Origin of the sequence: Kitasatospora sp. NPDC094019, assembly GCF_044764505.1 — a bacterium.
Lineage (GTDB): Bacteria > Actinomycetota > Actinomycetes > Streptomycetales > Streptomycetaceae > Kitasatospora.
In genome coordinates, this window is the sequence record NZ_JBIWIF010000035.1 from 1 (window position 1) to 23,684 (window position 23,684).

Genomic DNA, 23,684 nt, shown 5'->3' on the forward strand with positions numbered 1-23,684 from the left:
GAAAGCTACGCGGCTGGCCTACACCTTCGCGGATCGATCATGTGGTTGAAGCTCCTGACCTCAACCACATGATCCCAATCCTCAACAGCACCTAGGACTGCCAGCGCGACCACAAGGAGGCCGCCTACCAGTAGTAGTGTCGGCCCGCGCCAGACTGGGCCCGGCACCGGCAGGTCCATCGCCAGCCCGGCGTCCATCAACATGATCATCGCACAGAGCGATCCTTCGGGGCCCAGCCGAGCCAGCACCCCCGCCACCACCCCTATAGCGGGAAGCATCCAGGGTCCTGCCCATGTGCCCTGGCTCCACAGCATGGCGAACGTCCCTGCCACTCCGATCATTTGGGGCGGCAGTATGGAGACCATCCGGAGACGGTAGGTGAGGGCTCCGTCGGTGAGTACGGCGGAGAGCGCGCCCAGAGCGAGCATCACTGCTTCCACAGGGCGGCCCACGAGCAGCCCCATACAGACCGGCACGGTGATCGCCGACAGCGAGCGCCATCCTGCGGGCGTGGCGCTCGGCAATCGTCTTGGGGCGCAGGTTTGCCTGAGCCAGAGCAGAAGAGTGCAGACAGGTCGAAGTCTGCGCCTGAGTGTTGCCATGTCGACCATGAGGGCTCATTGAGTCACCGGATGGTGCTGAGGACACCGATTCCTGCGCCGCACGGCGGCGAAATTTACGGCTGGTGAGCGAGCTTGCGTAACCTCGGGGAAATCGAGCTTCTACTCGATTCGCTTCCCCGTTGACGTCCTGTTGCTCTTGTGGGTCCGGGGAGAGCACGGGTGGGCGGTCGGGTGGTGCGAACAGGACCGGCTATGCCGGCGGTGACTGGAACACGTGTTTGGCCAGCCTCACCTGACCTATGCCTCAAGCCCCATCACGGAGACGACGTCCGAAGTGCGCGGCCGACCCTCCCTGGACGGTTCTGGATGAGGCCCCCTGTCTTCCAGCTATTTGCAGGACGGCGCCTGACGGTGTCCGAGGCGAGACTCATATGATCATCCGTCAGGCGCGTTGCCGCACAAGATACTTGCCTTGATCGATGCGGGTGACTCCGCCGGTCGGCACCTGCTCCGGGACTGCGTGCGTCGCCGACGACCGGGCGCCTGCGTGAGGCATTGTCCGGCCGGGACGGCCTCCTCTGTCGTTGTGCACGCTGCAGGTCGGGCCTGTGCCGGTGGGCCCGTCGGCGTCCTGCGGCGGATCCGCGCTCGCGGCTTCGGCGCAGGACGGGCGGTGGTGGGCCCGTCGGCGTCCTGCGGCCGGGCTGCCGTGGGCGGGAGGGGGGCGGCGGGGGCGGGGCCCTTTCGGCCGAAGGGAGCTGCGGCCGTCGTTCGCGGGGTGGGCCCCGCCGTCGGTTAGCGGACCGGGTGTGCCGCCGGAGCGGTGCTACGCGGTCGGCGCGGCGTTGTCGGCGAGTTCGCGGCGGGCGCGCACGAGGTCGTCGAGGCGGCCCATGGGCACGCTCATGAAGGTGGCGAGCTTGTTCAGCGGAAGCTCCGCCATCACTTTCCGCATCTGCGGGGTGATCTCCCGGTCCGCCGTGGTGTGCTGGGCCAGGAGGGGTGCGAGCAACTGCGCGCCGGTGGGGTCGTCCAGCCAGTCGGCCACGGTGGACATGGCGTCGAGCTCGCCGGCGACGGGGTTGCCGGCGAGGTGGGCCCGGTGCCGCAGGGGCAGGTCGCGGCTGGAGGTGCCGACCCGGATCTCGGTCTCGCCCGCTTCGATCTTCCAGCGGTTCTCCAGGACCGACCAGTAGGCGAAGGCGCGTTCGTCGAGGTGGATGCTCACGCGCCGGCTCTCGCCGGGTTCCAGGCTGACCTTGGCGAAGCCCTTGAGTTCGTGCTCGGGGCGGTCCACGGAGCTCTCGGTGTCGTGCACGTAGACCTGGACGACCTGCGAGCCGGGGCGTGCGCCGGTGTTGGTGACCTCGGCGGAGACGTCGAAGGCGTTGTCGCCGACCGGTTCCACGGACAGCGCGGTGAGGGCGAAGGTGCTGTAGCCGAGGCCGTGGCCGAACGGGTAGGCGACCGCCTGGCCGGTGGTGTCGTAGTGGCGGTAGCCGACGTACAGGCCCTCGGCGTAGCGCACGTGCTGTTCGCCGCCGGGGAAGTGCAGGTGGGCGGGGGTGTCGGCCAGGAACAGTGGGATCGTCTCGGTGAGCCGGCCGGCGGGCTCGGCCCGGCCGAAGAGGATGTCCGCGACGGCGCTGCCGCCGGCCTGGCCCAGGAGCCAGCCCTCGAGGAGGGACTGCGCGTGGTGGTGCCATTCGGCGACCGAGACGACGGAGCCGTTGGACAGGACGACGACGGTGGCCGGGTTCGCGGCGTGGACCGCTGCCAGGAGGGCCAGTTGGTCGGCGGGCAGGTCGATGTGCTCGCGGTCGTAGCCCTCGGACTCGGCGCTCGCGGGCAGGCCGAGCAGCAGCACGGCGATGTCGGCGTCGCGGGCGGCCGCGACCGCCTCGTCCACGAGGGCCTGGTCGGGGCGGCCGTCGAGGGTGAAGCCGGGGGCGAAGGCGACGTTGCCGGGGCCCGCTGCCGCGGTGATCGCGGTGAGGGCGTCGTCGGTGCGGGTGGGGATGACGTGGGAGCTGCCGCCGCCCTGGAAGCGGGGGGTGCGGGCGAATTCGCCGATCACGGCGATCCGCTGCCCGGCGGCCTCGGCCAGCGGCAGCAGGTCGTCGTCGTTCTTGAGCAGGACGGCTCCGCAGGTGGCGGCCTCGCGGGCGAGCGCGTGGTGGGCGTCGAGGTCGGGGGCCGGATGCCGGCCGCTGCGGGCATCGCGGGTCGCGTCCAGCAGGGCGAGGAGCCGGCGCACGGAGGCGTCGAGCAGGTCCTCGTCCAGTCGTCCGTCCTGGACGGCCTCGACGACGAGGTGGTCGCGGCCGGTGGGCGGCATCTCCACATCCAGGCCGGCCGCGTGCGAGGCGACCTTGTCGTTGACCGCGCCCCAGTCGGAGACGAGCAGTCCCTCGAATCCCCACTCCTCGCGCAGCACCTCGGTCAGCAGCCGGCGGTGTTCGCTCGCGTGGGTGCCGTTGATCCGGTTGTAGGCACACATGACCGTGTACGGCTGGGCGTTCTTGACGATGTGTTCGAAGGCGGGCAGGTAGATCTCGCGCAGGGTGCGCTCGTCCACCTCCGCGCTGACGCGGAAGCGGTCGCTCTCCTGGTTGTTGGCGGCGAAGTGCTTGAGCGAGGTGCCGACGCCCTGGGACTGGACGCCGCGCACGAACGCGGCGCCGATCCGGCCGGCCAGCAGCGGGTCCTCGGAGAAGTACTCGAAGTTGCGGCCGCACAGCGGGCTGCGCTTGATGTTGACCCCGGGGCCGAGCAGGACGGAGACCTGTTCGGCGCGGGCCTCGCGGCCCAGGGCCTCGCCGATCCGCTGCACCAGGTCCGGGTCCCAGGAGGCGGCGAGGGTGACGGCCGGGGGGAAGCAGGTGGCCGGGAGGCTGGTCCCGATCCCGATCGGGTCGGCCTCGGCGGGCTGCTTGCGCAGTCCGTGCGGCCCGTCGGTGACCATGGCGCTCTCGATGCCCGCCCCGGGCAGGTCCTGCAGGTGCCAGAAGTCGGCGCCGGAGGTCAGGGATGCCTTCTGTTCCAGGGACAGGTTGCCGGGTTCGGGGCGGGCGGGGGTGTCGGCCATCGTGGTGCTCCTTCGTTCGGCGGCCGCGCAGGGCCGCGGCAACGGGGCGGGCCCGTCGGTTACGCAAACGATTACGATGTTGGCACACGTCGTCAAGTGCCCCCGGGCGGCGAGAGCCGGTCCGGGGGCGCAGTGGTGGTTCGGGGGCCCGTTCAGCGGGCGGGGGCGGTGCTTGCGCGGATCACCAGCTCGACCGGCAGGGTGGTCCTGGCGGTGCGCGGTTCCTGGCCGCCGATCCGGTCGAGCAGCAGTTGTGCGGCGGTGGTGCCGAGTTGTGCCAGGGGCTGGCGCACGGTGGTGAGGGAGGGGCTGACCAGGGCGGCCGAGGGGTCGTCGTCGAAGCCGACGACGGACAGGTCGCCGGGCAGGTCCAGGCCGAGCGAGCGGGCGGCGCGCAGCGCGCCGGCGGCCATCCGGTCGTTGAAGACGAACAGGGCGGTGGGTCGGCGCGGGGCGCCGAGCAGGGACATCGTGGCGGTGAAGCCGTCCTCGGGGCGCAGTCGGCCGTGGCGCACGAGGGTCTCGTCGAGGTCGAGGCCGGCCTCGGCCATCGCCTGGCGGGCGCCGGTGAGGCGCTCGCGGGTGGACAGCAGGTCGGGCGGGCCGGTGATCAGGCCGATCCCGGTGTGGCCCAGGCGCACCAGGTGCTGCACCGCCTGCCGCCCGCCGGAGATGTTGTCGCAGGTCACCACGGGGAAGGGCAGGTCGAGTTCGAAGGCCGGGTCGACCAGGACCACCGGCAGTCCCGAGGCGGCGAGTTCGCGGAACTCCCCTTGGGCGCCGAAGGGGACGAGGTGGATCACCCCGTCGCACCGGCGCCGGTCCAGCTGTGCGACCACGGAGGCCAGCCGGGCCGGGTCGAGGCTGGTGGTGGTCAGGGCCAGGCTCAGTTCGGCGGACTGCAGCCGCTCCGCTGCCGCCTCGACGATCTGCGCGGCGTAGGCGCTGCCCAGCCAGGGTACGTTGATCGCGACCCGGCCGGTCAGCCCGGTCTTGAGGGCGCGGGCGGCCATGCTCAGGGTGTAGCCGAGTTCCCCGGCCGCCCGGACCACGTTCGCCCGGGTGACCGCCGACACGCCGGGCCGGTCGTTGAGCGCGCGGGAGACCGAGGCCACCGAGACGCCGGCCAGCCGGGCGACGTCCTGGATGCTCGCCTGGGGCTGACCCGCGGTGCCGGGCGTTCCGGTCGGTTCGGGGCCGCGGGAGTCCCGCAGTGCGCCGAGGCTCCGGGCGGCGGGGGCCGGGGCCGTCGCGGTGCCGGTGCCGTCGGGGGCTTGCGGTGCGGGTCCTCCGGAGGGCCGGGCCCAGGCGTCGGGGGTGAGCAGTACCTGGAAGTAGCTGCTCAGGTCCTCGCGCAGGTCGACGGCGGCGGGGTTGAGCAGCCACTGCGCCTGCAGTCCGTCCATCACGGCGATCGAGGTGCGGGCGGCGGTGCCCGGTCGCACGCCGGGCCGCAGCCCGCCGGTGGCGGCCAGCTGCTCGAAGGCGTGCAGCAGGTGGCCGCGCAGCCACTCGTAGCGCTGCGCGAAGTACTCGTGGGCGGGATGGGCCGGGTCCGCGGCCTCGCTGGAGAGCACGCTGTGGAGCTTCACCAGCCCGGGGCTGAGGCTGTTGCGCTCCGCCGTCGCCGCCAGCCAGCGCAGCACGTCGATGCCGGGCGGGTCCTCGGTGGAGAAGATGCCCAGGTCGCTGAGGTCGCGGTGGCGCAGGACCTCGATCAGCAGCGCTTCCTTCGAGCCGAAGTGGTGCAGCAGTCCGGGCGCGGTCATCCCCACCCGGTCGGCGATCTCGCGCACGGAGCTGCTGTGGTAGCCGCGTTCGGCGAAGGCGCTCAGGGCGGCGTCGAGGATCTCGCGGCGCCGCTCGGCGCTCTTGCGGTACGGGCCGCGGCGCCTGGACCCCGGTTCGGCGGTGTGTTCGCGATCCGTCATGCGCCCATTCTCCCAAGGCCCGGTCACCGCTCCGCTCACCGGGCGGGTCACCGCTCCGGCGGTGCGGCGACGCCCAGAATTCACCCACGAAAACCTTTCAGGTGTTCTATTTTCGCTGATAGCGTCCAGCCCCAGCGCCCCCGGAACCGTGTTCCCGCAGGTGGGTGGGCGTCGGACCGTGTCAAGGAGACGAACATGAACCGATGGACCGGCAAGGCCGCCGTGGCCACTGCCGTCGCCGCCCTCGCCCTGAGCGCCTGCGGCAGCGGCGCCGGGACGGGCGGCACGGGCGGCGGCCCGAGCGCCGCCCGACTGACCGTCGCCCTGCGGGGCACCCCGCAGTCACTGGCCGCCAACGTCCCGGTCTCCGGCGGCCAGACCCTCTTCTACCAGCCGCTCTACGACTCACTGCTGCAGCTGAAGGCCGACGGCACCCCGGCCCCGATGCTCGCCACGGCCTGGTCCTACGACGCCGCCCAGACCGTCCTGACACTCACCCTGCGCACCGGCGTCAAGTTCTCGAACGGGGAACCGTTCGACGCGGCCGCCGCGAAGGCGAACCTCGACCGCGCCGTCAAGTCCGGCATCAACGCCGCGACCCTCGGCGCCGTCACCGACATCGCCGCCCCCGACACCCGGACCCTGGTCCTCACCCTGGCCCAACGGGACCCGGGCCTGGTGTCGGCGCTCGGCACCTCGGTCGCCTACATGCAGGCACCCGGCACCTTCGAGCGGCCCGACGCCGCGACCGCCCCCGTCGGCACGGGCCCCTACATCCTGGCGCCGAAGACCGTGATCGGCTCGGTGTACGTCTACACCAGGAACCCCGAGTACTGGGACACGGCCGCGGCGAAGTACGGCGAGATCGACCTGAAGGTGATGAGCGACCCGAGCGCGATGCTCAACGCCGTCAAGTCCGGCCAGGTCAACGCGGCCCAGATCAGCTCCGCCCAGAACGCCCAGGTCCAGCAGGCCGGCTGGAAGGTCACCTCCCAGGAGCTCAACACCGCCGGGCTGTTCCTCTTCGACCGGGACGGCAAGCTCAGCCCGCCGCTGAAGAACCCGCTGGTGCGCCAGGCCGTCAACCTGGCGATCGACCGCGCCGCCATGCTGAGGACGATGGCCGCCGGACAGGGCACCGTCAGCACCCAGATCCTCGGACCGATCGACCCGGCCCTGGACGCCAAGTGGGCCTACGACCCGGCCAAGGCCAAGCAACTGATCGCCCAGGCCGGCTACGCGAGCGGCGACGTCGCGTTCACCATGCCGATCTTCCCCGGTGCGGGCCAGCTGATGGACGCCATCAAGGCACAGCTCGCCGCGGTCGGCATCACCGTCGACCTGGTCCAGGCCGGACCCAACGCGCTCAGCGAACTGCTCGCCGGCAAGTACCCCGTCTCCTACTTCCAGTTCCAGACCGGCGACCCCTGGGTGACCATGCAGCAACTGCTCACGCCCACCTCGCAGTTCAACCCCTTCCACACGGACGACCCGAAGATCGGCGAACTGGTCCGCCAGTACCGCGACGGCGACGCCGCCCAACAGCGCACGGCACTGCTCCAGCTCGACCAGTACGTCACCGACCAGGCGTGGTTCGCCCCCTGGTACCTCGAACAGACCCCCTGGGCCACCGACGCGAACACCACCGTCCAACTGGTCAAGGGCTGGGCCTCGCCGAACGTGCTCGGCTTCGCCCCCAAGAGCTAGGCCCCGTCGGCGCCCCGGCCGCGCCCCGCGGGAACGCCCCGCCCTTCCCTTCCGCCGTGGCGCGGGCACGCCGCACCCGGCCCGCGCCACGGCACACCCCCACGAACCGAGGAACACCCGTGCTCACCTACCTGATCAGACGCCTCGCGGCAGGCATCCTGCTGCTCGCGGTCGTCACCGTCCTGGCGTTCGCGCTGCTCTACGCCGGATCGGGAGACGTCGCCCTGAAGATCCTCGGCGGCAACGCCACCCCGGCCGCGCTGGCCCACGAGAGCGCCCTGCTCGGCGTCGACCGGCCGTTCTGGACCCAGTTCGGCACCTGGGCCTCGCACGCCCTCCGCGGCGACCTGGGCCGGTCCTGGTCCACCGGACAGGACGTCACCCAGGGCATCCTGTCCCGCCTGCCGGTCACCCTCTCCCTGGTCCTGGGCACCACCCTGATCACCGCGGTGCTCGCCGGCGCACTCGGCGTGTGGGCGGCCGTCCGGCGCGGGACGGTGGACCGAATCGTGCAAGGAGTCTCCCTGCTCGGGATCGCCCTGCCCGGCTTCGTCGTCGCCCTGCTGCTCGTCACCGTCTTCGCCGTCCAGCTCAAGATCTTCCCGGCGACCGGCTACACCGCGCCGGCCACCTCTGTCGGCGGCTGGCTCGCCTCGATCACCCTGCCCGTCCTCGCCCTGGCCGTGGGCAGCACCGTCGCAGTGACCCAGCAGGTACGCGGAGCCGTGATCGACACCCTCGGCCAGGACTGGGTACGCACCCTGCGCACCCGGGGCCTGCCGCGCCGGCGCCTCCTGGCCGGCCACGTGCTGCGCAACGCCGCCGGCCCGGCCGTCACCGTTCTCGGCATGCAGATCATCGGCCTGCTCGGCGGCGCCGTCATCGTCGAGCAGGTCTTCGCCCTGCCCGGCCTGGGCCAGCTGTCCATCGCCGCGACCGGCGCCGACGACCTGCCGGTGGTGATGGGCCTGGTGATGATGACCACCCTCGGCGTGGTGATCGTCAACCTCGCGACCGACCTGCTCCAGGCATGGCTCACCCCGAAGGCGAGACTGGCATGAGCGACACGACCGAGCCCGCACCCCGCCTCCCGGCCCCCGTCGCACCCCTGCGCCGCCTGCTGCGCAACCCGCTCGCCGTCGGCCCGGGCCTCGTCCTCGCAGCCGCCCTCCTGGCTGCGGTGTTCGCGCCGCTGCTCGCGCCCTACCCGCAGGGCAGCGCCGACATCGCCCAGGCACTGCGGGGACCGAGCGGCGCCCACCTGCTCGGCACCGACGCCATCGGCGGCGACGTCCTGTCCCACCTGATCCACGCGGCCCGCACCAGCCTCGCCGGCGCGGCGCTGACCCTGGCCGTCGCCGCCGTCCTGGGCATCACCACCGGCCTGGTCGCCGGATACTTCCGCGGCTGGTTCGACACCGTCGCGGACTGGGCCTTCAGCCTGGTCATGGCCCTGCCCGGGATGATCGTCCTGCTGGCGGTACGGGCGGTGATCGGCCCCGACATGTGGTGGACCATGGCCGTCATCGGCATCCTGGCCTCCCCGGCCTTCTACCGGGTGGTGCGCTCCTCCGTGCTCGCCGTACGGGCGGAGCTCTACCTGGACGCCGCCCGGGTGGCCGGCCTCGGCGACGCCCGGATCGTGCGCCGCCACGTGCTCGCCGTGATCCGTCCCCCCGTCGTCGTCCAGACCGCGATGGTCGCCGCGGCGGCCGTGGCACTCCAGGCCGGACTGGAGTTCGTCGGCCTGGGCAACCCCAATGTGACGACCTGGGGCCGGATGCTCAACGACGGCTTCGTCAACCTCTACACCGCGCCGCAGCTGCTGCTGTGGCCGACCCTGGTCGTCGGGCTGGTCTGCGCCGCCTTCGCCCTGCTCGCCAACGCGCTGCGCGACGTCCTGGCCGTCGGACGGCCCGGGACCGGCGGGTCGACGGCCCCGGACCCCGACACAAGCACGGACGGGAGCACCGACGGAAGCACCGACGGAAGCACCGACGTAGCGGACGCCGCCCCTTCCGGTGGCGCCGGCCCGCGGACCGACGAGCCGCCCACGGCCGGCGCCGCCGGGACCGAACTCCTCACCGTCAGCGGCCTGCGCGTCGGCTACGACCGGCCCGGGCGCGGCACCGCCGAAGTGGTGCGCGGCGTCGACCTGCGGCTGCGGCGCGGCGAGGTGCACGGCCTGGTCGGCGAATCCGGCTCGGGCAAGACCCAGACCGCCTTCGCCGTCCTCGGCGTGCTCCCCGAAGGCGGCCGCGCGCTCGCCGGTTCGGTGCTGTTCGACGGAACGGAACTGCTCGGCGCCGACGAACGGACGCTGACCGGGCTGCGCGGCCGCCGCATCGCGTACGTCCCGCAGGAGCCGATGGCCAACCTCGACCCGTCCTGCACCGTCGGGGCCCAGCTGGCCGAACCCCTGCGCATCCACCTGGGCCTGTCCCGACGCCAGGCCCGCGAACAGGCACTCGCCCTGCTCGAACGGGTCGGCATCGCCGACCCGCGACGGACCTTCGCCGCCCACCCGCACCAGATATCCGGCGGAATGGCCCAGCGCGTACTCATCGCCGGGGCGATCTCCTGCGATCCGGACCTGCTGATCGCCGACGAGCCGACCACCGCGCTGGACGTCACCGTCCAGGCCGAGATCCTCGACCTGCTGCGCGACCTGCGGGCCGAACGGCAGCTGGCCGTGCTGCTGGTCACCCACGACCTCGGGGTCGTGGCGGACATCTGCGAAACCGTCTCGGTCATGCGGCACGGCCGCGTCCTGGAGACCGGGCCGGTGCACTCGGTCTTCCGGGACCCCGCACACCCCTACACCCGCGCACTGCTGGCCGCGGTCCTCGACGACGGCCCGGCGCGCCCCGCCCTGGAGCCCCGCATCCCGGCGCCGACCGCCGAACCGAGAGCCGCCGCACCGAAGACGGGAGGAGCCCGATGACCGCCTCGACCGGCCCGGAGCGGGCCCGGACAGAGCCCCTGCTGGAGGTCGGCGGACTCCACGTCGCCTACCCGGGCCGCCGTTGGCGCGGCGGAGCCGTCCCGGTCCTGCACGGCGTCAGCCTCGACGTGCGCCCGGGGGAGACGCTCGGGATCGTCGGCGAGTCCGGCTGTGGCAAGACCACGCTGGGCCGGGCCGTCCTCGGCCTCGCCCCGGTCACCGCCGGCGACATCAGGTACCGGGGGCGGGACATCACCCACCTGCCCCGCCGCGAGCGCCGCGCCCTGGCCACCGAGATCCAGGTCGTCTTCCAGGACCCCCACAGCTCGCTCAACCCGGCACACACGATCGGCGAGATCCTGACCGAGCCGCTCACCACCGTCGGCACGCTCACTCCCGCGGCAGCCGGCGCCCGGGTGCGGGAGCTGCTCGGCCGGGTCGGCCTGCCCGCGGACGCGGCGCGGCGACTGCCCCGCGAGTTCTCCGGCGGTCAGCGCCAACGCATCGCGATCGCCCGCGCCCTGGCCCTCGAACCGCGGCTGATCATCTGCGACGAACCGGTCTCCGCACTGGACCTCTCCACCCAGTCCCGGGTCCTGGAACTGTTGTGGGAGATCCAGGAGACGACTGGGGTCGCCTACCTGTTCATCTCGCACAACCTCGCCGTCATCAGGCACCTGAGCCACCGGGTCGCGGTCCTGTACCGCGGCGAGATCGTCGAAACCGGTTCGGGCGAGCAGGTGACCTCCCGGCCCCGGCACCCGTACACGCAACGCCTGCTCATGGCGGCACCGCTGGCCGACCCGCAGCGCCAGGCCGAGCGGCGCGAGCAGCGGCGCCGGCTCACCGCACACCCGGTCCCGGAGCGGTGAGCGCCCGGATGCCCGGCCCGAGCGGCCGATCCGCCCGGGGGAGCCGCGCCCCGCCCGCGGCCCGCGGCCCGCGAACCCCGTGGCCCTGCCGGGCCCCGATCCACCGGACACCGCACCCGCCCGACCCGACCGCCCGCTCCTGCCCTCGGACAACCGAAAGGGAACACGCCATGCGCCGACCGAACCTCCCCTCCCGTACCGCGACGACCGCCGCCGCGGTCGCGCTGGTCGCGATGAGCACCGTCCTCGGCACCACCACCGCCTCCGCCACCGCAGCCGGACCGGCGACCGCCTACGTCGCCCTGGGCGACTCGTACTCGGCGGGCCTCGGGGCCTCCAGCAACTACACCGACGGAGCGTGCAAGCGCAGCACCGCCTCCTACCCCGCCCTCTACGCCGCCGCGGCCGCACCGGCCTCCTTCAGCTTCCAGGCATGCAGCGGCGCCACCACCACCGACGTGATCAACAACCAGCTCGGCCCGCTCAGCCCGACGACGACCCTGGTCAGCCTCACCATCGGCGGCAACGACATCGGCTTCGTCAACGTCTCCAAGAACTGCCTGCTCACCAGCGACACCACCTGCCTCAACGCCGTCGCCGCCGCAGAGAACACCGCGCGCACGGCACTGCCCGCCCAGCTCGACACCCTCTTCACCGGCATCCGTACCGCCGCCCCCAACGCCCGCGTCGTGGTCCTCGGCTACCCCGAGTTCTACGACCTCTCCCGTACCGGCTGCCTCACCTGGCTGAACGCCACCAAGCGCGCGGCCGCCAACCACGCCGTCGACGTCCTCGACGACGTCCTCGAGACCGAGACCGCCAAGCACAACGGCTTCGTCTACCAGAGCGTCACCGGCGCCTTCGCCGGCCACCAGATCTGCGACACCACCCCCTGGCTCAACGACCCCGGCCTCTACCAGGGCTGGTTCCACCCCAACGCCGCAGGCCAGGCCGGGGCGTACCTCCCGGCCTTCACCTCCGCCCTCTGACAGGCCCCGACAAGCAGACGGCCGGGGGCCGGACCGCGACCGCGCGGGCCGGCCCCCGCCACCGCAGACCGTGCGCGCAGAAGGACGACCATGGACACCCCGCACCACCGCACCACCACACCCGTCACCGAGCACCTCCTGCGCGGCGCCCTCGACCTGGAGGACACCGGCCACGGCCGCCTGCTGCCGCACCGCCTGCCGCCCGCCGCCCGCCGTCAGATCCCCGACGACCAACTCGCCCTCGCCCAGGCCCAGCCCTCCGGCGTGCGCCTGGCCTTCCGCACCCGGGCCACCACCGTCGAACTGGAGACCCTCCCCACCAAACGGACCTACCGCGGCTACCCGGCCCCCGCCGACGGCGTGTACGACCTGCTGGTCGACGGCCGCCTCACCGCCCAGGCCACCGTGACCGGTGGCAGGGTCCGCACCACCGACATCACCACCGGGTCCGTCGACATCCACGAAGGTCCCCCGGGAACGGCCCACTTCGCCGACCTGCCCGCCGGCGACAAGAACATCGAGATCTGGCTCCCGCACAACGAGACGACCGAACTGATCGCCCTGCACACCGACGCCCCCGTCGAACCGGCCCGCGCCGACGGGCGCCGGGTGTGGCTGCACCACGGCAGCTCCATCAGCCACGGCGCCAACGCCACCCACCCGACCGCTACTTGGCCCGCCGTGGCTGCCGCCCTGGGCGCCGTCGAGCTGATCAACCTGGGCTTCAACGGCAGTGCCCTGCTCGACCCGTTCACCGCCCGCGCCATCCGCGACACCCCCGCCGACCTGATCAGCGTCAAACTCGGCATCAACCTCGTCAACAGTGACGCCATGCGGCTGCGCGCCTTCGCCCCCGCCGTCCACGGCTTCCTCGACACCGTCCGCGAGGGCCACCCGGCCACACCACTGCTCGTGGTCTCCGCCCTCCTGTGCCCGATCCACGAGAACACCCCCGGCCCGGTGGCCCCCGATTTCGACGGCCGGACCCTGAGCTACCGGGCCACGGGCGATCCGGCCGAACGATCCGCCGGACGCCTGACACTCATCACGGTCCGCGACGAACTCGCGCGCATCGTCGCGCGGCGGGCAGCCGATGACCCCCACCTGCACTACCTCGACGGGCGCGACCTATACGGCGAGGCCGACCACGCCGAACTGCCCCTGCCCGACCGGCTCCACCCCGACCACGCGGGACACCGCCGCATCGGCGAGAACTTCGCCCGGCACGCCTTCGACGCCGGCGGCCCGTTCGCCCACCGGACCGACTGACCGGCTGCGTCGGCCCGCTCGCCGGTGCAGTGGCCGCACATCGCCGACGCGGATACGTCCACCGCACCGGCCTCACCGCCACCATGAACCACCGCGGCTTCACCGCGATCCCCGCCGACCGCGCACTCCACCTCCTCGACCGCCTTCTCGCCCCACCGCCGGCCGCCGCACCGCACGCCATCCTCGCCGCCGGACCCACCGGCTACCCGCGCAGCAAGCTCCAATCCGAAACGCCTCGTCACCACCACCCACCACCGGGGCCACCACACCACCGTCCACCGCCCCGGCATCATGACCGCCGACTCCACCACCCACCGCACCTCACCCGACGCCGACCTCCTCGCCCACCTCCTGCGCGCCGCCGTCGCCCTCGACTCCTACCCCTCGGGCACCGGCCGCCTCGCCGTCGAGAGCGTCGACACCGTGGCCCGCTCCATCACCCGCCTCAGCCACGACGCCCCGCCCGGCAGCGTCTTCCACCACGTCCGCGACATCCCCGCCGACGCGCCCTACACTGCCCTCCAACGAGCCGGATACCCCCTCCTGCCCCTCCCGGAGGCCCACTGGTACCAACAGGTCCACCTGGGCGCCGACCACCCCGACATCCACCCCGCAGCCGTCCTCGCCCACCTCCTCGGCGCCACCGACCGCACCGCACCCCACCTGCCCGTCCTCGACACCACCACCACCTACACCGCCCTCCACCCGGGGGACGTCCGACCCCCGAACCTCGACACCCCCTACTTCGACCACCTCGTCGCCGGCCTCGTCCAGCACCACATCCTCCCCCCACCCCCCGACCGATAGCCGAAACCCGCCCCCGCGACCGCCCTCGGACGCTGTGCCGCGCAGGCCAGTTCTGGGTGAACGCCATGTCGACGCAGCCCTCGCGACCGACGGTGACCCGGCGGACTCGTACCTGTGGATCGCCTGCGACACCGTCACCACCCGGGCCCTCGCTCAGCACATCCGCCGGGAACTGGGCATTCCCAGGGCGACAGTGAACGTCACGGACTACTGGCGGCCCTGAGAACCCGTGACGGCCGGGCCGGGGACGGTCCCCTCGGCAGGCCGTCACGCCATTTCGACATCGGCAGGCCGCGAACCTTGCCGGCACCGGCTCTTCGGAGTAGCGGGTCGGCCGATTCTCCGGTGCGCGGCCGTTTGTCGCCGTGCACCGTCCGGCACGTGATCCGCGGATGGGCCGGGATGACGGCGAAGGCGGCCGCCCGGCCGTGCTCGACCTCATCGCTGGGCCCGCCAAGCGGCGAGCACACCCGACCGGTGAGCCGCCCACCTGTGGAACGCGCCGTCGCCCGGCTCGTCGGTCACGGGAACCGCCGCCTGTGCTACCGGGGAACGATCAAGAACAACGCCTGGCTCCACCCGTGCGCCGCGGCCCTCGGCCTCCAGACCCCGATCTGCCTCGGACTGACCCACAACGGCACCACCTGGCAGATCGGGGCCGCCGCTTGGTCGCGGCAGCCCCGATCCACACCAAGATCTTCGTCAGCCCTTCAGGGGCATTGGGTGCCGACGGAGAGGTACTGGACCCCCGCCGGCCAGAACGGATTCGCGACGTTGCCGATACCGTGCCACCCGATCTGGAGTTCGCCGCCGGGGCTGCTCTGCTCGAAGCTGGCGAGCTTGGCGAGGTCGTCCTGGCTCGCGGCGATGATGATCGCAAGGGCTCCGGCACACACAGCCACGGCCCCTGCGTTGCGGATCTTGCCGCAGATGAGGCCGGACAGCGTCGAGGCCATCGACGCGAGGCTGTTGGAGTTGTCGGACACGAAGGCGGCGATCTGGGCTGTCTGCTGCGGGCTGAAGGTGTAGGTGCACATACCGCCCGAGCAGTGGTAGCCGGGAGCGGGCATGGTCTTGCCGGCGGGGGCGCAGCCGCCCTGGCCGGTGAGGTCGCCGCCGTTCAGCGGATCACCGAAGCCGTAGACGTAGGCGTTGGCGCAGCCTCCCCGGATCGGGTCGACCGAGAGGAAGCGGGCCTCGGCCGGGTTGAGGGCGCGGGCGCCCATGATGACGATGCCGCTCGCGGTGTCGGTGACCTTCCCCGCCGCCCCGTAGGCGCCGAGGCTGCCGCTTCCCCCGGTGTTGGCGAGGGGCTGGCCACCGCCGATCGTCTGCCCCCAGGGGTCGTACAGGGCGGGGGCGCCTGTGCGGGTGCCCGAACTGTCCGCGGTCGTGATGAAGTTGCCGCGAAGGTCCGGGTAGGACCAGGTGCCGGCATTCGTGGTGGTCGTGACCGAGACCCCGCCGGGCAGCGGGAAGATGCCCGAGGCGACGTTCCCGAGGGCGTCGAGGGTGCCGCCGGGCGAGTCGCCGGCTCCGCCGTACCAGTAGCCGGTGGCGGTGCCGCCGGTCTGCCGGGTGAGGACGCGGTCGAGTGCGTCGTAGCGGTAGTCGGTCGCGGCGCCGCTCGCCGGGGCGGTGGTAATGACCCGGTCGGAGACGTCCCAGACAAGCGTGGTGGTGCCGTCCTTGGTCTGGTTGCCGTGCGGGTCGTAGACGTAGCTGCCCTGGCCCGCTGCGCCGTTGACGACGGTGCCGGTGAGCTGTGCGGCCCCGTTGTAGCAGTAGTCGGTCGTCTGCGCGACCGCGCCGGCCGGGGTGACGGTGACCCGGGTCCGGTTGGCGTCCGCGCCGGCGCCGGGTGCCTGGCACCCGTCGGCGGCGGGGTTGGCCGCGTAGCCGTAGTCGGCCACGGCTCCGGTCGGGAGGTAGGCGCGGGTCAGGCGGCCGGCACCGTCGTAGGTGTAGTCCGTGGCGGTGGGCCCGGCCGGGTTGGGGTTGGTCAGCGAGCTGCCGTCGATGTCCATCAGCTCACTGGTGTAGCGGCCCGCCGGTGACAGGGTGGTCCGGTCCCCGGCGACCATGGTGCCGCTCGGTGTCCTGAAGACCAGGCTGTTGCGGTGGCCGAGGGTGTCGTAACCGATGGCCGCGGTGGTGCTGTTGGCATAGGCGACGCTCGTCATCCGGCCGATGGTGTCGTAACCGGGGGTGGCCAGCGTGGTCCCGTTCAGCGCGACACCGGACAGCTGACTGCTGTTGGCGTCGTAGGTCCTGGTGAGCGTGCCCGCCGGGCTGGCGATGCTCGTCACCCGCCCGGTCTGGTCGTAGGTCGTCCTGGTGGTCTTCCCCTGGCCGTCGGTGTAGCTGATGACGCGCCCGAGGAAGTCCGGCACGACCGTGATCGGGCCGCCGGGAGCGGCGGAGTCGCTGACGGAGGCGACCAGCGGGTTCAGGAACGTCCCGTAGGTGTAGGTGACGGTACGCGCGGTGGTGCCGCCGGGGCCGGGCCAGGTCTGGCTCGTGGTCCGACCGCGGCCGTCGCGGATCGTGCACTGCCAGGGTTGGCTCGCGATCACGTCGGCCGGTCCGGTGCGCACCCCGGCCTGGAGCCCAGCCGCCGTGTAGACGAACTGGCGGACCCTGGACTTCCCGCTCCCGCCGGGCGCGGGTCCGGTCTCGGTCTGAAGCAGACCGCCCTGCGGGGTGCCGGCGGGCACGCCGCAGACCGCGGCGACCGGGCCGTCGGCACCGCCGTAGTAGGCGAAGGTGGTGGTCGCACCGGACGGCAGCGTGGTCGCCGTACGGCGAAGGAAGCCCGACCCGGGTGCCTCGTAGGACGTCCTGGTGGTCAGCGCCAGTCCGTTCGGGTCGGTCACCGAGGCGGTGGGCAGGCTGAGTTCGGGCCCGACGGCACCGTCCGTGTACTGGGTCCGCAGGACCTTGCCGTCCGGATCGGTGGTGCTGGTGAGCAGGCCGTAGTTCGGGCTCAGGACCGTGTCGGGGACGACGGGCAGCGTTGTCGAGCCGTGCGCGCCGTAGAACACGCCGAACTCGCTGAGCTGGGCGGCGTTGCCGGTGAACTCGACCGAGACGATGTGGCTCCCTGCCGCGAGTGCGACGCTCCCGAGCGCCGAGTTGACCTGGCCCGGCGTGTAGCCGGCGTGGCTCACCGGGTCGTCCTGCACGACGACGGCCCCGTCGACCACCACCTTGACGGGCTGGCTGTCCTTGACCTTGAAGTCGTAGGTCTGCGCCGTGCCGAGCGTGATCCGGCCGGTCAGCCGCATGCTCCAGTTGCCCGCGGAGTCGACGAGGACGGGTGCCGAACCGGCGGCCCACTGGGCGCAGAGCACACCTCCGCCCGTGCCGCAGAACGCGGCGGTTCCGGTCCCGCCGGCGCCGGTGCCGTGCAGTGCGGCCGTGCCGGCGAGTTGGCCGTTGGCCCAATAGGTCGCGGCCAGGCCGGTGATGCCTTCGTCGTAGGCCATGCGGGCGTGCGGCACGTCGGTCAGGCAGCCGGCGGTGAGCAGTGGGTTGGCGACCGGCAGGTACCCGACGAACGGCACCCCTGGTGAACCCGTCCCGGCTGGCCAGGCCCCGGCGTAGCACGCGGCGGGGGCCGGGCCGTAGCGGTCGACGACGTTGCCGTTGGAGTCGTGGACCAGGCTCGTCTGCTTGCCGCCCGCGTCGATGGTGGCCACCGGCCGGTCGGCGCCGTCCCAGGCGGTGCTCTCGGCGTGGTTGCCGGAGTCCAGGCGCTTGGTGATGCGGCCCTGGCCGTCGTAGTAGTACTTCTTGGTGTAGCCGCTGGCCGGGCTGAAGCCGGCCATCGACATCTGGGTGTTGCCGGCGGCGTAGGTGTAGGTGCGCACCGGCCGGAGGGCTCCGGGGAGCCCCAGCTGGCCGGGTGTCACGACCGGCTGGGTGACGGACGCGACGCGGCCCTGGGCGTCGTAGCCGACCGCGGTGTCCAGCTGGCAGCCGAGGCCCGCCGCGCCGGCGCAGTTCGCGGGCTCCCACGGGCCCTCGGAATCGGGCGAGGCGTAGTTGGTGAACTCGCTCGTCAGCGGGTCCCGGACGGCGTTCAGCCGGTTGTCGCCGTCGTAGCCGAACTGGGTCAGCACGTACCCCGGAGCCGCCACCAGGGCCAGTTGGCCGTTGCTGTTGTAGGAGAAGGTGGCGATCGTGCCGTCCCAGTAGGAGATCCGGCACAGCATGCCGACGACGATGCCGGAGTTGGTGCAGGTGGGGTCGCCGCCGTAGAGGAGGCGGATCGTGCGGGCGGAGACCGGATCGGTGATCGCGGTCAGGACCGCCGGGGTGCCGGTGTAGGCGTACTGCAGCGAGGCGGGACGACGGTCGTCGGTCGCCGTGGTCATCGACGCAAGGGTGCCGTCGGGGTTGAAGGTGTGAATGCGGTCACCACTGGACAGTTGGAGCCGGCCGTCGCCGTTGACGGCGAGGAGGTCATTGCTGCCGGGGGGCGAGCGGTACGCCCCGCCGGTGGTCCTGGTGAACGTCGCCGTGTCGCCGCCGGTCGCCGTCAGCACCACCTGGCTGCCCTGGTCGTCGGCGCGGGTCCAGCCGACGCTGCCGGGGGCCGCCGTCAGGCTCCAGCCCGGCGGCAGGCCCGTCGCGGCCGGGGTGAGCCAGTTGCTGGGGACGGTGAACGCCGACTGCGTGCCCGGGTCGGTGATGTCGCTGTTCTTCGCCCACAGCTGCACCTGGCCGCCGCGGGCGAAGTTCTCCCAGTAGTCGACCTCGACGGTGTACTGCCGCCCGCCGGCGACCGGGGTGGAGCCGAAGGTCGCGCCGGTGCCGGCGGCGGCCCCGGACCAGTTGTCGTAGACCGGTGTCGCGTCGCCGTTCAGCGAGACGCGCATGCCGCCGCCGGTCAGACCGCCCAGCAGCCAGTGGCCCGCCGGCAGGGTCAGCGTGCCCGTCCAGCGGACGAGGAACGGCTGCCAGACGTACAGTCCGCCCACCGGCGGAGCGGCGGCGCTCCAGGTCGCGTTGACTCCGGAGTCGGTGCGCTGGCCGATGGGTGTCGCGCCGAACACGTGACTCCCGCCGGGGTCCGGGTAGTACTGGCCGGTGAGCCCGTAGTTGCCGCCCTTTGACAGCGAGGCGGTGGCGGAGTTGTACTCCAGGGCGGGCCCGGCGTTCCCGGCGGTGGTGGTCAGGCTGTGAAGGCTCTGGACCAGCGACAGGTTGCCGGTGACCAGGTTGACGGTCTCGCTGCCCGCGGACAGGCCGATGTCCGGCGCGCCCTGGCCGGGCACGGTCGTGCCCTGCGGCGGCGAGCCGACGGTGTCGACCGGGGACGGTCCGCCGGAGCCGAGCCGCTGCCTGATCTGGAAGGAGACCGGCGTCCGCGGGGCGACGGGCGGCACATAGCTGGAGTCGGAGGTGTACCACTGCTGGGAGATGGCATCACGGACGGTCGCCCAGTAGGTGACGCCGTCGTGGAGGCTGCCCGGTGGCACGGTCCAGGTCGGCTGGGACAGCCAGCTGGAGTCGATGACCGTGCCGCTGCCGTCCGGGGAGGTCGAGATCCGGAAGTTGTAGATCGGCGCCCACGGGTCGCCGGAGGGCCCCTCGCCGGTCACCGGCGCCGCGCTCAGTGTCGGGGTGGTGGTCGCCAGGACGCTGCCGTTGGCGGGTGCCGTGATCGTGGTCGCCGGCGGCTGCTGGATGTAGCCGAACGTCGCGTAGGTCCTGGCCGGGTCGAAGGTGGCCAGCGGGTCGCCCGCCATGACCACCGTGTCCGCCAGCACCCCGAACCACCAGCCGTCGGTCCGGGAGGTCATGTACCGGTGCAGCGCCTCGGTGGCCTCGACGGTGCTCCCGCCCGAGACCAGGCCGATGCCTTCGGGATTGTCGTAGTGGTTGATCAGCTGGCCGGCCGTGATGTCGGCGTAGCCGGGCGTGCCGTTGGGCGCGGTGGGCAGCCCGTACACCTTCAGTCCGTTGATGAGGCACGGGCCGTTGCAGGACGACACCATGCCCTCGGTGGAGAGCTGCCACGGTCCGGCGCCCGCGACGGGCGGTGGCAGGACCGGGGCGGGCACGTAGAACGCGTCCCGCCACACCTGGCCGGCGGCGTCCGTGCCCATCTGGAGCTGCCCGGTGAGCACCCCGCCGTTGCTGCCGACGCTGACCCGCCTCGTCTGGGACGACCTGCCGCCGAAGGTCGGGTCGATCACCACCGGGAACGCGGACTCCGGCAGGCCGGCCAGCCAGGTCGGCGACACCGACACCCGGATTTCGTCACCGGCGACGGTGAGCGCGGCCCCGGCCCCCGCGGCCAGACCAGGGGTACCGGTGGTCACCGTGACCGGCGGGACGGTGCCCACCACCTGCCCGTCGGCCAGGATGTCCGCGCCGCCGGCGTCGTTCACCCGTGCGGTGGCGCCTGTGAGCCGGAACGAGTACTCGGCCGGGGCGGTCGGCCCGGACAGCACGATGTCCTCCTTCACCGCCGTCGCCGAGACCCGGTACCGCAGGTCGACGCCCGGCCAGACGCCGGTGTAGGTGGCGGTGGAGTCCGTCACCCGGGGCGGCGGCGAGGGGTGGGCGATCCCTAGGGGGGCCAGGCCGATCGTCGTCGACCCGATCGTGATCCGCTCGGAGCCGCCGGCGGCGTCGGTCGGCCCGAACGACGCCGACCAGCTGTTGGCCGTGGAGGTCCACCAGCCCGGCTTGTCCGGTACGTCCTTCAGGGCGGTGCTGATCGGCTGCCAGTCGGACCCGTCCCGGTAGTACTGGGGTTCCAGGTACTGGCGTACCGAGATCGAGCCGTCGGGGTTCCGCCAGGTGGACGATCTCTCCGTCCGGGCGGCGACGAGTTCGCCGACCGCCTTCGACTCCGGAGGGGCCGCCCGGGTGCCGCCGCCGGGCAGCTCGGGAACGGGGTGCTCCAGCGGGTCGGCATGCAGCCCCTTCGCCTCGTGGACCACCGGTCTTCCGTGCTGTGCGGGTGGAGCTGGGGTGCCATGCGCCGCACCGGCCATGGTCAGGCAAGCCATGGTCATCGCAGCGGACAGGAAAAGTCCGACATACCCCCGTGAATCGCGCATGACAATACTCCTCGTCGTGTCGCGCCGGCGAGCACGACAAGGCCCGCCGCGGACGACCGTGACCGTCGAAGGCGTCTCGGTCCGATCGGCCCGATGAAGGCGGGACATAGCGAGGGGAAATTCCGGCGAGGAAGTCGTGGGGACACTGTTGTGCGAGCAGGCGGTCGTCGTGACCTGCTGTCCGTCCCGGACCCGGCCCGTGGCCGCCCGTGGACCCAGGTCCTCGCCGGGCCGCGGGAGTAGTCGATCTCGTTCTTGATGCGGTGTCCGTCCGGGGACCGGCCCGGTGCCGGGGGAGAGGCGCGGGGGGATCGCCGGACCGAGCTCGTCGGCGCGGACAACCGTCGCACCGTCGGGCGGGTCGGTGTGCAGGCCGGTGATCCGCGTCCTTTGCCCTCGAAGTCGGGATCCTTCGACCGGGTCCACCGGCCGGGTACGGCGCTCGGCGCATACTTTCGGCGACCTGGGGAATCGCCCGCCTCGTCCTCTGGAGCGATCCGGACATCACCGCCGTCACCTGCGACGACCTTGCCGCACAGAGACCTGCACCCGGCTCGTGATCACCGAGTGGCCCCGAACTCGCCGCCCGAGTGGCTCTCGTCCGACGGTTCAGGCACGGATTCCGTGAAGGGCATGGCAAGTGGCTGTTGTCGTTCCGATCTCGGGCGGTGCTGATCGAACGGGAGTCCCGATCGGGCGGCTTCGGCGGGTGCGAGGCATGGCGACAGGGCCTCGGTCAGCAGCAGATCTGGGCCGAACGAGGGCACGATCACACCACCAGGCGGTAACTTTAGTTGTCGCCCCTGGGGTCGTGAACTATAGTTGTCGCATGATGCTGCCTGAGATCACCCGAGAAGAACAGGTGGAACTCGACAAGGCTCTGTATGACGCCTTGAACCCATTGGCCTCGGCCATTCGCTCTCGAGAGACCGGGCTTCCCGCGGACCGCATGTGGGACGCGGACCCCGTAGCGGTGGCTCTGTCGGTCCTTGCCGCTTGGAGAACGGTGGACGCGGAGGTCAAGCGACTGACCGCGAACGCGGCAGCGACGGCCGGCTCCTACGGGGCAAGTTACGAGCAGTTGGGAGCCGTGTGGGGCATCACCCGCCAGGGCGCCCGCAAGAAGTGGCCCGACGCCATTACCCGCCCGGCGCTTCCGACAGCGCGCCCGACCAACCTTGAAATCTTCGGTGGGACTGCCGAACTGGTCCAGGCGCCATCCGGCGGCTGGAGCTGGACGGGCGAGGGCGCCGACGGAGCATTCGGTGCGGCCGGCGACGGGACGTTCTACGCGACCGCGGAGGAAGCCGCAGCCCATGCGGGCGCATTCCTCAAGGAGCATGCAGCTGACACCGTGGGCCAGCCCTGAGCGACTGGTATCGCTCCGATCTTGAGGGGTGCCGGTCGAACGGGCATCTCGATCGGGTGACTGTGGCGGCAGCCGTGCATGAGGGCAGGGCCTCTTGGTAGCTCAAATGGTGTCGAAGCCAACGAGCGGTCCAGGAGGCCCTGTTGTCGCATTTCTACGGCATCGCCGGGGTGGAGTCCACTTCGGCCGCTCGTGCGCGTGACTGTCTGGCTCACCGGTTCGGGAACGCCGGCGACCGCGGGGTCCGTGCGCGCCGGTATCCGTCGGACATGTCGGATGCGGAGTGGGCGGTAGTGAGGCCACTGCTGCCGGTGCCGGGCGGGCTGCGCGGGCGGGGCGGGCAGCCGGAGGCGTACTGCCACCGCGCGATGTTGGACGCGGTCCGCTACCTGGTCGACAACGGAACGAAGTGGCGGGCCATGCCGGCCGACTTCCCGCCGTTTCTGTGGAATCAGATCCGTCAAGTCCGGAGAGCTGTCAGCTGAGCGGTTCGAGGATGTCGGGCTTGCCGTCCACGGCGGGACCCCAGCCGGCCGAAAGGTGTGCGGCAGCGATTTCGACGGCCTCCTGGGCAGTGAAAGCTCCGCCGATCCGCTCCCGCCCGGAGCCTTGTGGTTCGTGCAGTCGTAGCACGCGAAACCGTTCACCATCGAGAGGGAAGATCGAGACCCCCATCCGGCCAGCACAGTGCAGACCTGCTCGACTGCCGCGTCCACGGTTCCGGTCCCGAACACCCGGCGGGCCAGGCTCGGCCGCATGAACCGACCGAACTGCTCGAAGGCCGTGAAGTCGCCGAGCAGATAGGCATAGGCGATCAGGAACGGCCGCGCGTTGGGACCTATCTGCCCGCCCCAGTTGCGCCGAAACTCGGCGCCGACCGGGGTGATCAGGTCAACCCAGTCCTGCACCGACCAGCCCCAGAAGGCCCGGCGGAGCTCGCCGCTGCGGAGGAGGACGAGTCCTGCCGCATCGCGCGCATAGCGGCGCTGATGGCGGTCCTCCGGTGGCCAGTGCAGGACGGCAAGGACATCAGCAAGCTGCCGGACCAGCCGGGCGGCCGGTCGCA

14 protein-coding genes and 1 pseudogene are annotated in these 23,684 nt (G+C 72.2%); 10 read left to right on the top strand and 5 right to left on the bottom strand.

What is annotated here, in order from left to right:
• Positions 1-5 precede the first annotated feature (5 nt).
• The 3 genes from ACIQ9P_RS38205 to ACIQ9P_RS38215 all read right to left on the bottom strand — a co-directional run bounded on the left by ACIQ9P_RS38205 (position 6) and on the right by ACIQ9P_RS38215 (position 5,582).
• Positions 6-464, bottom strand: coding sequence for a hypothetical protein (locus ACIQ9P_RS38205; RefSeq protein ID WP_402366820.1), 459 nt, complete (start codon positions 462-464; stop codon positions 6-8).
• A 925-nt stretch (positions 465-1,389) separates the two neighbouring features.
• Positions 1,390-3,651 (bottom strand): glycoside hydrolase family 3 C-terminal domain-containing protein, encoded by a 2,262-nt coding sequence (locus ACIQ9P_RS38210; protein ID WP_402366823.1) that lies wholly within the window; start codon positions 3,649-3,651, stop codon positions 1,390-1,392.
• A gap of 152 nt (positions 3,652-3,803) precedes the next feature.
• Positions 3,804-5,582: a substrate-binding domain-containing protein gene (locus ACIQ9P_RS38215; RefSeq protein WP_402366825.1), complete on the bottom strand. Its 1,779-nt coding sequence runs from the start codon at positions 5,580-5,582 to the stop codon at positions 3,804-3,806.
• Between the two features lie 195 nt (positions 5,583-5,777).
• Between ACIQ9P_RS38215 and ACIQ9P_RS38220 the strand changes: the two genes are divergently transcribed.
• From ACIQ9P_RS38220 to ACIQ9P_RS38255, 8 genes are all read left to right on the top strand, one after another.
• Positions 5,778-7,289, top strand: a complete 1,512-nt coding sequence (locus ACIQ9P_RS38220; RefSeq protein WP_402366826.1) for an ABC transporter substrate-binding protein — start codon at positions 5,778-5,780, stop codon at positions 7,287-7,289.
• Between the two features lie 119 nt (positions 7,290-7,408).
• Positions 7,409-8,350: an ABC transporter permease gene (locus tag ACIQ9P_RS38225; RefSeq protein ID WP_402366829.1), complete on the top strand. Its 942-nt coding sequence runs from the start codon at positions 7,409-7,411 to the stop codon at positions 8,348-8,350.
• Positions 8,347-10,233 (top strand): dipeptide/oligopeptide/nickel ABC transporter permease/ATP-binding protein, encoded by a 1,887-nt coding sequence (locus ACIQ9P_RS38230; protein WP_402366832.1) that lies wholly within the window; start codon positions 8,347-8,349, stop codon positions 10,231-10,233. The genes ACIQ9P_RS38225 and ACIQ9P_RS38230 overlap by 4 nt, the downstream gene beginning before the upstream one ends.
• Positions 10,230-11,105 carry an ATP-binding cassette domain-containing protein gene (locus ACIQ9P_RS38235; RefSeq protein WP_402366835.1) on the top strand — a complete coding sequence of 292 codons (876 nt, stop codon included), beginning with the start codon at positions 10,230-10,232 and terminating at the stop codon, positions 11,103-11,105. The genes ACIQ9P_RS38230 and ACIQ9P_RS38235 overlap by 4 nt, the downstream gene beginning before the upstream one ends.
• Positions 11,106-11,275: 170 nt before the next feature.
• A complete protein-coding gene (locus ACIQ9P_RS38240) occupies positions 11,276-12,094 on the top strand; it encodes an SGNH/GDSL hydrolase family protein (RefSeq protein WP_402366837.1) in 819 nt (272 codons plus the stop codon).
• 90 nt (positions 12,095-12,184) lie between these two features.
• Positions 12,185-13,363 carry a GDSL-type esterase/lipase family protein gene (locus ACIQ9P_RS38245; protein ID WP_402366840.1) on the top strand — a complete coding sequence of 393 codons (1,179 nt, stop codon included), beginning with the start codon at positions 12,185-12,187 and terminating at the stop codon, positions 13,361-13,363.
• 291 nt (positions 13,364-13,654) lie between these two features.
• On the top strand, positions 13,655-14,170 hold the full coding sequence (locus ACIQ9P_RS38250) for a hypothetical protein (RefSeq protein WP_402366843.1): 516 nt from the start codon (positions 13,655-13,657) through the stop codon (positions 14,168-14,170).
• Between the two features lie 34 nt (positions 14,171-14,204).
• Positions 14,205-14,393, top strand: a complete 189-nt coding sequence (locus ACIQ9P_RS38255; RefSeq protein ID WP_402366845.1) for an SIP domain-containing protein — start codon at positions 14,205-14,207, stop codon at positions 14,391-14,393.
• Between the two features lie 487 nt (positions 14,394-14,880).
• On the opposite strand, the gene ACIQ9P_RS38260 is transcribed toward ACIQ9P_RS38255, so the two are convergent.
• Positions 14,881-21,129 (bottom strand): RHS repeat-associated core domain-containing protein, encoded by a 6,249-nt coding sequence (locus ACIQ9P_RS38260; RefSeq protein WP_402366848.1) that lies wholly within the window; start codon positions 21,127-21,129, stop codon positions 14,881-14,883.
• A 949-nt stretch (positions 21,130-22,078) separates the two neighbouring features.
• Between ACIQ9P_RS38260 and ACIQ9P_RS38265 the strand changes: the two genes are divergently transcribed.
• Positions 22,079-22,618 carry a hypothetical protein gene (locus tag ACIQ9P_RS38265; RefSeq protein ID WP_402366851.1) on the top strand — a complete coding sequence of 180 codons (540 nt, stop codon included), beginning with the start codon at positions 22,079-22,081 and terminating at the stop codon, positions 22,616-22,618.
• A gap of 206 nt (positions 22,619-22,824) precedes the next feature.
• Positions 22,825-23,076: pseudogene (locus tag ACIQ9P_RS38270) on the top strand (transposase); the annotation flags it as partial.
• Positions 23,077-23,095: 19 nt separating this feature from the next.
• Here ACIQ9P_RS38270 and ACIQ9P_RS38275 read toward each other — a convergent pair.
• Positions 23,096-23,293 carry a DUF6193 family natural product biosynthesis protein gene (locus ACIQ9P_RS38275; protein ID WP_402366853.1) on the bottom strand — a complete coding sequence of 66 codons (198 nt, stop codon included), beginning with the start codon at positions 23,291-23,293 and terminating at the stop codon, positions 23,096-23,098.
• Between the last annotated feature and the right edge of the window lie 391 nt (positions 23,294-23,684).